The organism is Myroides sp. LJL115 (genome assembly GCF_054871665.1).
On sequence record NZ_JBTXLS010000065.1, the window covers coordinates 1 to 11,691 of the forward strand.

Here is an 11,691-nt window from a genome sequence, read left to right on the forward strand (position 1 = left end):
CCCAGGTAAGAACAGTAACTTTCCCCTCATATACCTGCTATATTTACCCTAAATATCTCCGTACAACTTTGGACTTTAGTTTGTTATGCAACCTTATCCGATATTATTGGGCCTGATATAGTTTCTGTTCGTCAGGTCAAGGGTTTGCCTAGCGCTTCCTTCAGATTCCACCTTGCGATGGACACCCTTGCATTTGGCTAACACTTCCCGTTGTAAAGGCGTGTTCGGGACTTGCACCCTAGAGTTACTGTCCATGCTGGGCACACATAAAAAAAGCCAGTAGCTTTTGGACTACTGGCTTAAATTTTTCGAAGAGACAAAAAAGGCCGTCTCTTCCAAAAAAACAACCTGGTTAAGAGTTGTTTCTTTATATAGTTTTGGTTAGGGTTAGTTTCTTTGTTAAAATCACTTTGTGAAAATATTTTCTTAAACAGCATTAACTGCCTTTGAAATACCTTAGCAATATACATAAGTTTTATGATATTCCTAGCCTATAAGCACCTACTACTCATAGTTTTATCACTACTGCATTATCATTAACACAAATGTTAAATTAAACCCTCCTCTTTCCCTAGACTATTTGATAAAACTAAAAATTTTAACAAAAACATCTTAACAATAGAATAAAAAAATAGCCCATAAATAATAATATCTATTATTTATGGGCTGAAATTTTACTTATCTTAAGATTTTATTACATATTCCTTCTATATTGTCCACCTACTTCAAATAAGGCTTCGGTAATTTGTCCTAAGGAACATACTTTAGTAGCTTCCATTAAGGCTTCGAAAATATTTCCATTTTCTATAGCTATGTTTTGAATATCCTTTAATTGCTTACTCACTTGAGCAGCGTTGGCTTTGTTTAAATTTTCTTTAGTAAAAATTTGGAACTCTTTTTCTTGCTCGGTAGCACGAATAACCTCTGCTGGTACAACAGTAGGAGAACCTTTAGAACTTAAAAACGTATTTACCCCAATGATAGGGAATTCACCATTGTGTTTTAAGGTTTCATAATACAGTGATTCTTCTTGGATTTTAGAGCGCTGATACATAGTTTCCATAGCACCTAATACTCCACCTCTTTCTGTAATACGATCAAACTCCTCCAATACAGCTTGTTCTACTAATTGAGTTAATTCTTCAATAATGAAAGAACCTTGGATTGGATTTTCATTCTTAGCTAAACCTAACTCTTTATTGATAATTAACTGAATCGCCATTGCTCTACGTACTGATTCCTCCGTAGGGGTAGTAATAGCTTCATCATAAGCATTTGTATGCAAAGAATTACAGTTATCATAAATAGCATATAAAGCTTGTAGTGTAGTTCGTATATCATTAAAGTCAATTTCCTGAGCATGTAATGATCTACCAGAGGTTTGAATATGGTATTTTAGCATTTGAGCACGCTCATTAGCCCCATATTTATTCTTTAATGCTTTTGCCCAAATTCTTCTAGCCACCCGACCAATCACAGCATACTCTGGGTCAATTCCATTGCTAAAGAAAAACGATAGGTTTGGACCGAAATCATTAATATCCATTCCTCTACTTAAATAGTACTCCACATAGGTAAAGCCATTTGCTAAAGTAAAGGCTAGCTGGGTAATCGGATTAGCTCCTGCCTCAGCAATATGATAACCTGAGATAGAAACAGAATAGAAATTTCTTACATTATTTTGGATGAAATACTCTTGTACATCTCCCATTAAACGAAGAGCAAATTCTGTAGAGAAAATACAAGTATTTTGAGCTTGATCTTCTTTTAAAATATCCGCTTGCACCGTCCCTCTTACTTGAGATAAGGTATCCCTTTTTATCTTTTCGTATACTTCTAAAGGTAGTACTTGATCTCCAGTTACTCCTAAAAGCATTAATCCAAGACCATCATTACCTTGAGGAAGTTCTCCATTATATTGGGGTCTAGGAACATTTTTAGCCTTGTAAATAGCTGCTATCTTTTGCTCTACCTCTGCTTCTAAATTATTCTCCTTAATATATAGTTCACATTGTTGATCAATAGCTGCATTCATAAAGAAGCCCAATAACATAGGCGCTGGACCATTAATGGTCATAGACACAGAAGTTAAAGCATGCGCAAGGTTAAAACCAGAATATAACTTTTTAGCATCATCTAAACAACAAATAGACACTCCTGCATTTCCAATCTTACCATATATATCAGGCCTGTTTCCTGGGTCATTCCCATAAAGGGTTACTGAGTCAAAAGCAGTAGATAAGCGTTTTGCAGGCATACCTAAAGATACATAGTGGAATCTTCTATTGGTACGCTCAGGTCCACCTTCTCCAGCAAACATTCTTGTAGGGTCTTCTCCCTCGCGTTTAAAAGGATATAATCCCGCTGTAAAAGGGAATTCACCAGGAACGTTCTCTTGAAGAATCCATTCTAAAATGTCTCCCCAAGCTTTATATTTAGGAAGGGCAATTTTCGGAATATCTAAATGAGATAAGCTCTTAGAATGCGTTTGAATATTAATGGACTTATCCCTTACCTTAAAGGTATACACAGGATCTTTGTATTTAGCTACTTTTTGCGGCCAGTCTACAATAGTAATCCAGTTATAAGGGTCTAAATTCATTTTTACTTTATCAAATTCCTTCAATAAAAGTCCAACTAATAATAGATCTTCCTCTTTTTTACAAAGAACACTAGACTCTACAATCCCTGTTTTGTCAATTAAAGGTTCTTTACCACAAACTGCCTCAATTGCTTTAAATATACCATATAACTTTTGTGCCACTTCACTTTGACTTAGCGCATTTTGGTCATACAAACGATTATTTTCCGCAATTTCTGACAAATATCTAGTTCTACTTGGTGGAATTACATATATTTTCTCACTCATTTGAGCTGTAATCTCAAAACTAGAATTCAGATCGGCCTTTGTTTTTTCTTTAATCTTATCGATAATAGCCTTATAAAGCTTATTTGTTCCTGGGTCATTAAACTGCGAAGCAATTGTACCAAATACAGGCATACTATTTGGATCCTCATCCCAAAGATTATGGTTACGTTGGAATTGTTTTTTCACATCTCTAATAGCGTCCAAAGCCCCGCGCTTATCGAATTTATTGATAGCAACTATATCAGCGAAATCTAACATATCGATTTTCTCTAATTGTGTAGCTGCTCCAAATTCCGGTGTCATGATATATAAGGAAACATCTGAGTGCTCCAATATTTCTGTATCACTTTGCCCAATACCAGAGGTTTCTAAAATAATCAAATCGTAATTGGCTACTTGAAGAACTTGAAGCGCCTCTTCTACATAACGAGATAAAGCTAAATTGGATTGTCTAGTAGCTAAAGAACGCATATACACACGAGGATTATCAATAGAGTTCATACGAATTCTATCTCCTAATAAAGCTCCTCCTGTTTTCCTTTTAGAAGGGTCTACGGAAACTAAAGCTACCGTTTTTGTAGGGAAATCAATTAAAAATCGTCTCACTAATTCATCCACCATGGAACTCTTCCCTGCTCCTCCTGTACCGGTTATACCAAGTACTGGTGTGTTTTTATGTTTTTCTGGATCGAATTTAAAAATCTCTAAAAACTCTTCTTCTTTATTTTCTGCTAAAGAAATTAGGCGAGAAATCGTAGTTATATCTTTATCGGCCAAAGAAGTATATACATCTTTTCCTTTTGGTAATTCTAAATCCAAAGTTCCATAATCTGCCTTTTGGATCATATCGTTAATCATCCCTTGAAGTCCCATGGCACGGCCATCATCTGGAGAGTATATTTTTGTTACTCCGTAATCCATCAACTCCTTAATCTCAGATGGTAGAATTACTCCACCTCCGCCTCCAACGATTTTAATGTGTCCTGCCCCTTTTTCTTGCAAAAGGTCATACATGTATTTAAAGTACTCATTGTGTCCTCCTTGATAAGATGTCATTGCAATTGCATTAGCATCTTCTTGTATAGCTGTATTTACTACCTCCTCCACACTCTTATCATGTCCTAAATGGATTACTTCACATCCAGTGGCTTGAATAATACGTCTCATGATATTTATAGCCGCGTCATGTCCATCGAATAAAGCGGCAGCAGTAACTATACGTACCTTATTTTTAGGCACATATGGTGTAACTTGTTGCATAATTATAGTTTTTTAGTTTTTTAGTAGATTAGCAATATAGGAAAATATTTTCTAAGAAAGTCGCTTTGCCTCGCACTAAAGCACTTAGTTTCTAATAATTAAACAAATACAATCAAAGCGTTATTTTTATTAAGAAAAAGAATTGCTTTTGCTTGTAGTACTCCTGTTTTTACTAAAATTTTATAAGATAGACTCGATGAATAATTACCTATAAACTCCCCTTATAGCTAAGAATTATTCAAAAAACTCCAACATAAATGCCTAATGCATTCCACAAAGTTAAATTTTCAGCTCTTATCAGATACTACATTAGCATTAAATGCCAGTAAAAGGACGGCTTAGAAAACAAAAATATTTTCTAAGTTGACAATTTTTATATACATTGTCCCTTGAAAACTAACCAAACAAAACTCTTTATGAATATTCAACACTATGAAACCTTATGTAATAAGGTGGATAGCTTTATGGCACATTTTGAAAAAGTGCCAATACCAAAACAAAGTATAGCCTGGGACCATTTTTACCACAATTATTTCAGTTCCATGTCTAACACTATACTGAATTGTATCATTGATCTAAATTATGCTAATGCAAAGGAACACTTCAAAACCCCTAAGCAAATATTCACTACAACACTTTGTTATGACCAAAACAATGAGCTTGTTCGTCATATAGGTTTAGATGGGCATAGCACTATCCAACAAACTCACTTATTAAAATATATTCAAAGCCAATTAAATAGCTTTAGGTCTACTTCTTCAAAGGATTCTTACACCTTATTTAATTGCACTTGTTATACCAACCCCAATAAAACGGAAAGTTTCTTAATAACCGGATTTATTAATCAAAACAGTAAAAACAAGCACTTAACCCTTCATTTGGTAAGTGTACAAACCAACCCACAACAGCACCTAAATAGTAAAAACAGTGTAATTAACTCCTATAAAGATCCAAAAAATCTAAAGGAGCTTAAAAATCAAATTGCTTTAGAGCATAGCTCTTGCATAGATAGCCTTTGTGAGAAATGGGAAGTAACTCCTGGTCAACTTAGCGATTACTTCAAAACACACTTTGGTTTTGACATTCCAACTGTACAGCAAAAGGAAAGAGTACTAAAGGGTTTAGAACTTATTTTATTTTCCGATATGGACTTACAAAAAATAGCAACGGAATTATGTTTTTCCAATTGGGAAGAATTAAACCAGTATTTAACGCAAAACATGCAAATTAATCTACCTTTAATAAGGTATAATACATTGCCTACTTGCTAATAATAAGAAAAGGGGTTGTCTCACAATTGAAGACAGCCCCTTTTTTACTTAATAAATATCGTGCTTTACTTAGTATAATTTAATTATTTAATCTGAAATATAAATTATACCTAATAATTTACTCCTGAATGACAGCTAGGTAACCTTTATGAGATAGCTCCTTTTCTTATTATTTACTACTATAATCTAATTAAATAGCAGAAGTTTTTTCTTTAAGCCATTGTTTCTCCTCTGAGGATAAGTGCCCTTCTAATTGGGTATAAACCCAAGCATTATAATTATTTAGCCAATCAATATGCTCTTGTGCTAAAAGTGTTTTATCTACTAAATCTGTAGCAATATAACAAATTGTCAAAGTTTCAAAATCCATAAAATCTCCAAACTCTGTAGTTTCTAAGTCTCTTGCCAAAACAAGGTTTTCAATTCTAATACCATATTGACCTTCTCTATAAAGTCCTGGTTCAATAGAAGAAATCATCCCTGGTTGAATTGCAATATCCACTGCTGATCCATTAAATGTGTGAGGTCCTTCGTGAACATTCATAAAAAATCCAACACCATGACCTGTCCCATGTAAATAGTTGCGTTTAGTAGCCCAAATTGGTCTTCTTACGATAGCATCAATTTGATAACCTCTGATTCCTTTTAAGAATATAGCCATAGATCCCTCAATCATACCTTTTAATACAATAGTATAATCTTGTTTTTCCATTGCAGTAATATTCCCTAAAGAAACAACTCTTGTAATATCTGTTGTACCACTTAAGTACTGTCCTCCTGAATCTACTAATAATAAACCATCACTTTGCAAAGTAGAATTACTATCTAATTCTGCTTTATAGTGTGGCAAAGCTCCATGAGCTTTATATCCAGCAATAGTATCAAAACTGATTGATTTAAAACCAGGCTGTTCTGCTCTTAAGGATTCTAAATGATCCGCAATACTCATCTCCGATAGTTTTCCACTACCTACATTTTGCTCTATCCACATAAAAAACTTAGTCATTGCAATACCATCGTTAATCATTGCTTGTCTGGTTTTTTCAATCTCTAATGGATTTTTCACTGATTTAAAATGAGTTGTTGGATTGATATCCTCTACAATTTGCATAGTAGAAGGCACAGAGTCATAAACTGAGAAACAAGTTCTTTTTGGGTCTAAAAGGATTTTATCACCAGCCGGTAGTTCACTTAAGAATTCCTTTACCTTATCATATGGTTTTAATTCTACTTCATGTTGACTTAGCTCATTGGCTACTTCCTGACTAATTTTCTTATTATCAATAAATAAAATAGTCTTGTCTTGATTAACATACACAAATCCTAAAGTAACAGGGTTACATTTTACGTCTGTACCTCTTATGTTCAACAACCAAGCTAAATCATCTAAGGATGAAACCAAGTGGTGCTCAATAGAACGCTTTTTTAATTCATCTTTCAAACGAGCAAGTTTACTTGTAGTTGACTCTCCTGTTTGACTTTGACCTAATGCATATACAGGTTCTAAAGGTAAAGAAGGTCTGTCTTTCCAGATTGGGTCAAGTAAATCTTTATGCCCATCTACTTTTATCCCTAAAGGTAATAAAGTAGATTTCACATAGTTAGCCAATCCTAAAGAAGCTAAGTTACCATCAAAAGCAACTGTATCTCCTTTATGTAATACTGTAGCTATCCAATCTACAAACTCCGGTGCATTTTGAACTTTAACTTTAACTAAAGAAAACCCAGTGTCTTTTAATTGACTGTCGGCTTGAACAAAATATCTTGAATCTGTCCATAAACCTGCGAAATCTTGCGTTACAGCTAATGTCCCAGCAGATCCAGTAAATCCACTTGTGAAAGCTATACATTTATAGTGTTCTGGTAAGTACTCACTAATATGAGGATCGGAAGAGGGAATAATATAAGCATCTACCCCTTGCTCTTTCATTACAGAGCGTAATTGCGATAGTTTTTCTAAATAAGTCATTTGGTTTTTGTATAAATTTTCTTGGCTAAAGGTAAGGATTAAGCCAAATTTAAAAAATATTATTATTGCTTTTTAGCTAAGTATTCCTTTTTTTTATTTTACCACAGCCACGCTTTATACTAAAGCATAACTATAAATCCTTTTTACTTTTGCTCTTTTACAGATTATCTTTTAATGTGTAAGTATTTTTAAAATCCGATTTCATAGAAAAATCAAAGGTTTTACAAATTTGGCTAAAGTCTAAATCATTTAAAGAAGTTGTAATTTTGAAGTATTCGGGATTATGAGTTAAGGCTAAAACAATCTTGAAAAAAGGTGTATTTAGTTCTTGGCCATAATCTACAACAACTCTAGCTGTAATAGCTTTTTTATCTGATTTTCTGTTATAGTCAAATTCAAATTGATTAGTCTTATTCCACTTAGAGTTTCTAGTGGGTTCAAAATAAGCTCCCCAAAGTAATTGTTTATCCTCTTGAAAAACAACTACTCTTTTCTGATCAAAACCTATATTATTTATTCTGGCCTTTTGTAAACTAATTAACCCATTATCCTTAGCATCACTAACTATATCGTAAACCCAAATAACACCAGATTTCTTAGCTATAACAATCCAATTATCTACCTTAGCTGTAGTTGACCTTAAAAAAACATACTCCATTTGGGAAGTATCCTTATCCCTAATTTTCTGTTCCACTACACTATAGCAAGGCGTAATAACCCTTTGTCCATGACTTGCAAATTGATCCTGTATCTTATAGCTCTGCTTTATGGAATCAATTTCTAAAGGTTGTTCTTGCATAGGGCGATTAAAATCTTGAAAAACCATTTCTTCTATCCATGAGTGTATATCATAAAAAGGCTTAATACTATACTTCTTAATTGGAATACCAGCATCGTACAAAAGGTAGTTTGCTAGATTATCGTTAACTGTATCTATATTAGGAAATATTCCTTTAACTCGAGAATCCTGCAAATAGTAAAGCTTCATAGCACTTCCCTTACCCTCATCTACTTGGACATAGGAAGCAAAAAGAGTATCTACTTGAGAAATAAGAGAAATATCCTTTTCAATACTGGAAAATTCTTTAGGAAAATGAAAGGTTTTCTGCATAAACTCCTCTTCTACTTGCTCAGTTATACAATACTCCTTGCCCTGTAGATTATACTTTTCTATTTTAGTTAATAAACTATCCTGGCTATGTTCTAAATTATTTTGCCCATAAAAAGCAAAAGGAAAGCCCACAAACATAAGTAAAAATATATTTTTCATTCTTTTCAACAATTTCCTATAAAATTAAATAATTTAAATGCCTTAACCTACATATTATTGTTTATATATTACTCAAAACTCTTCTTATCCTGCTTTTAAAAAGGCTAACTAAATACATCTCAAAGAGTTAAAGCTGTTAGTCTTTTAAGCCTACAAAACCTCTTTCTTTTATTTATTTTATTAACATCTAAGCCTACATAACTCCTAGTCTTTAAAATTTTCAAAAAAACAGCAGATCCTTTCTCACTAAAGACAAATCAGCAACTATCCAGGTTTATCAAACAACTACATCAATATAACTAAAAAATTGCCTAATGAAGCAGGCATCTTTTGGAAAAAATGTTTTGCTCCTATTTTATAAGAAAATTATTTTCCTGTCTCTGCCTAAAAGGAGTAAAATAAAAAATAATCTTCTAGTTTTTCTAATCGATTTTAAAAGACTTTTGTAAGCTTTTTTTATGTAGTTTTAACCCGTTAAAAGGCCTTTTTACCTCAAAAAACACTCTAAATTGTTCCTAAAATAAAATGCTAACCTACAAAAGGCTACATTACAGAACTTTAACCTATACTAATCAATAAATTAAAAATGAAAAAACAAAGCAATGCAACTGCCATTAGCGCCGCTTTAACCTCTATGGTGTGCGTACAAGGAGGAGCATCCGTAGCCAAGAAATTATTCCCTGTTTTAGGAGCTACTGGAACTACAACCCTTAGAATTGGCTTATCTGCCATTTTACTAAATATTATTATTAGACCAAAAATTTCCACTTTTACAAAAAAAGAATGGAAATACTGTTTCTTCTATGGAGGTTCTATTGCTTTGATGAATATGATTTTTTATTTAGCTATTCAAAGAATCCCCTTAGGATTAGGAGTGACCATTGAGTTTGTTGGCCCATTGTTCTTAGCTTTATACTTTTCTAAAAAGCCGCTAGATATCCTCTGGGCTTTATTTGCGTGTGCTGGAATCTTACTTATTGTGCCTTGGCAGCAAAACAATGTAGATATTGTGGGGTTAGCATTAGCTTTATTAGCTGGTATTTTTTGGGCTTGTTATATTGTGATGGGAAGTAAGGTATCTAGACAAATGGATACTAAAAATGCTTTAGCTGTCGGAATGATTATTGCTACTTTAATTGTGTTGCCAGTGGTTATTTACACAGGAGAACTTAAAAACTTAACTACAAATACATTATTATTGGGATTAGCAGTTGCGGTATTATCTAGTGCACTGCCATTCTCCTTAGATTTAGTAGCATTAAGTAAACTACCAGCCAAAACCTTTAGTATATTAACAAGTCTACAACCTGCTTTTGCTGCTTTTTCAGGACTAATCTTTTTACATGAACAATTAACCCTTTTACAGTGGATATCGGTTTGTTGTGTAATTACTGCTAGTTTAGGAACAACTCTGTTTGGTGCGAAAAACTAAACTAGGTTTTACTATGTAAGGAAAATAAGACCGGTAATACCTATCAAGGATACAAAATGTTAATTTTATGACATTCTCTACATATAAAATAACTACTTTGGGGAATATTTCCACAAATTGTATCTCTAAAAAAGACATTTTAATCTTTTATCTACTTATAATCTATTGGCATAGGAATTGCCTTTATCGATTGTAACAACGTCAAATAAAGTTTTATATCGACTCTCTTGCGTAGTCTCTTTAACAAGGATTTTTTGCCTTAATTAAAGAGGTGTTATTCCCTTTCTCTTAACAGAATGCGGTATAATACAAAAGAAAGAACATTTGTAATTTTTTTAAATAATTTTGAACTTATTCCTTTAGGTCAACTTACTCAACTGACCTTTAACTTTTAAAAAAGTTAGAATAATAAGCAACTCCCTTGAAAGTATTATTACTTTCAAACAACAACAAAACTCACTCATTCAATGCTTTTTAGGGAGTTGCTTCAAAATTAAATAATACCATTGCAATATATTTCTACAATCGACTTATTTATAAATATTAAAATTTTGTTAATTTATACTGTAAACGCTAGTTCGTTTCAAATAAATTAGCTTTCTATTTCATTATAGCCTTATATTAGCCTTTATCGATGAAATGAAAAACAAACAATTAATGAAAAGACACTTAATTCTAACAGCCTCCCTACTCGCTCTTACAACATTTTGCTTTGCACAATCTAAAAATTCAGTAAACGAACAGTTTAGTAATTTAATCCAAGAGTCTAATAATTATCAAACTTTTAAAGTAGTAAAAAAAGATAAATTAGAATTATTACAACGAAACGTTGCTAGTTCTATAGAGGAGTTAAAAAATGAAATTGATCTAAATAATGCCGAAGTATTAAAACAAAAAGCTAGCGTAGAACAATTAAGTACAGAATTGCAAAAAGTGGAGTTTGAACTTCAAGATGCTTTAGCAAGAGAAAACAATTTAGAGGTATTTGGAATAGCTACCAATAAGGGGACTTTTCTAAATTTAATTGGAGCTATTATTGCAATCCTTTTCTCGAGTTTAGTTGTTCTATTTCTAAGATTTAAAAAGAGCCATGCTCACACTAAAGATGCCTTAAGTAAATTAGATGAAACAGAAAATGAATTAGAAGATTTAAGAAGACTATCTTTAGAAAGAGAACAAAAAATACGTCGTCAATTACAAGACGAAATCAATAAAAACAAGCCTAAATGTGCTAGTTAATAGAATAGGAGACTGAAGATTATTTCTTCAGTCGACCTTTCGCACCACCTGGCATACCAACGTCATTAAGTTAGTGCTAACTATTTGATTTTCAATGTATTAAATTTGTTTTTATGAATTAAAATACGTATATTTACGTGATAATAAGGCATTTATAATTGAAAACACAATTCTCCGAAAAAGTTTTAACGAAGCTACAGACAGAAATTTTTAGTACCTTTCTAAAAGAAGAATATAGAATGAATAAGAAGTATTTTAGTAGAGAAAGGAAACAATCTTTTTCAGGGACAATATTGTTCTTGTTAAATTTTTTAACTAAGAGTGTTCCTTTAGAAATATTGAATTTTGTAAAATACATAAGTCAGTATAAACCTGAACAAC

Annotated in this window: 6 protein-coding genes; 3 read left to right on the top strand and 3 right to left on the bottom strand. The window is 32.6% G+C overall.

The window, feature by feature from the left end; genetic code table 11:
- Positions 1–694 precede the first annotated feature (694 nt).
- Positions 695–4,129 (bottom strand): methylmalonyl-CoA mutase family protein, encoded by a 3,435-nt coding sequence (locus ACYSNX_RS12255; protein WP_461754955.1) that lies wholly within the window; start codon positions 4,127–4,129, stop codon positions 695–697.
- A 416-nt stretch (positions 4,130–4,545) separates the two neighbouring features.
- Here ACYSNX_RS12255 and ACYSNX_RS12260 point away from each other — a divergent pair, with 416 nt between their 5' ends.
- Positions 4,546–5,400 carry a hypothetical protein gene (locus tag ACYSNX_RS12260; RefSeq protein WP_461754956.1) on the top strand — a complete coding sequence of 285 codons (855 nt, stop codon included), beginning with the start codon at positions 4,546–4,548 and terminating at the stop codon, positions 5,398–5,400.
- A 190-nt stretch (positions 5,401–5,590) separates the two neighbouring features.
- Here ACYSNX_RS12260 and ACYSNX_RS12265 read toward each other — a convergent pair whose 3' ends face one another.
- Positions 5,591–7,369: an aminopeptidase P family protein gene (locus ACYSNX_RS12265; protein ID WP_461754957.1), complete on the bottom strand. Its 1,779-nt coding sequence runs from the start codon at positions 7,367–7,369 to the stop codon at positions 5,591–5,593.
- Positions 7,370–7,526: 157 nt separating this feature from the next.
- Complete coding sequence (locus ACYSNX_RS12270) at positions 7,527–8,639, bottom strand: hypothetical protein (protein WP_461754958.1); 1,113 nt, start codon at positions 8,637–8,639, stop codon at positions 7,527–7,529.
- A 586-nt stretch (positions 8,640–9,225) separates the two neighbouring features.
- On the opposite strand from ACYSNX_RS12270, the gene ACYSNX_RS12275 reads away from it, so the two are divergent.
- Both ACYSNX_RS12275 and ACYSNX_RS12280 read left to right on the top strand, forming a co-directional pair.
- A complete protein-coding gene (locus ACYSNX_RS12275) occupies positions 9,226–10,071 on the top strand; it encodes an EamA family transporter (RefSeq protein WP_461754959.1) in 846 nt (281 codons plus the stop codon).
- Between the two features lie 657 nt (positions 10,072–10,728).
- Positions 10,729–11,310 (top strand): hypothetical protein, encoded by a 582-nt coding sequence (locus ACYSNX_RS12280; protein ID WP_461754960.1) that lies wholly within the window; start codon positions 10,729–10,731, stop codon positions 11,308–11,310.
- Positions 11,311–11,691 lie beyond the last annotated feature (381 nt).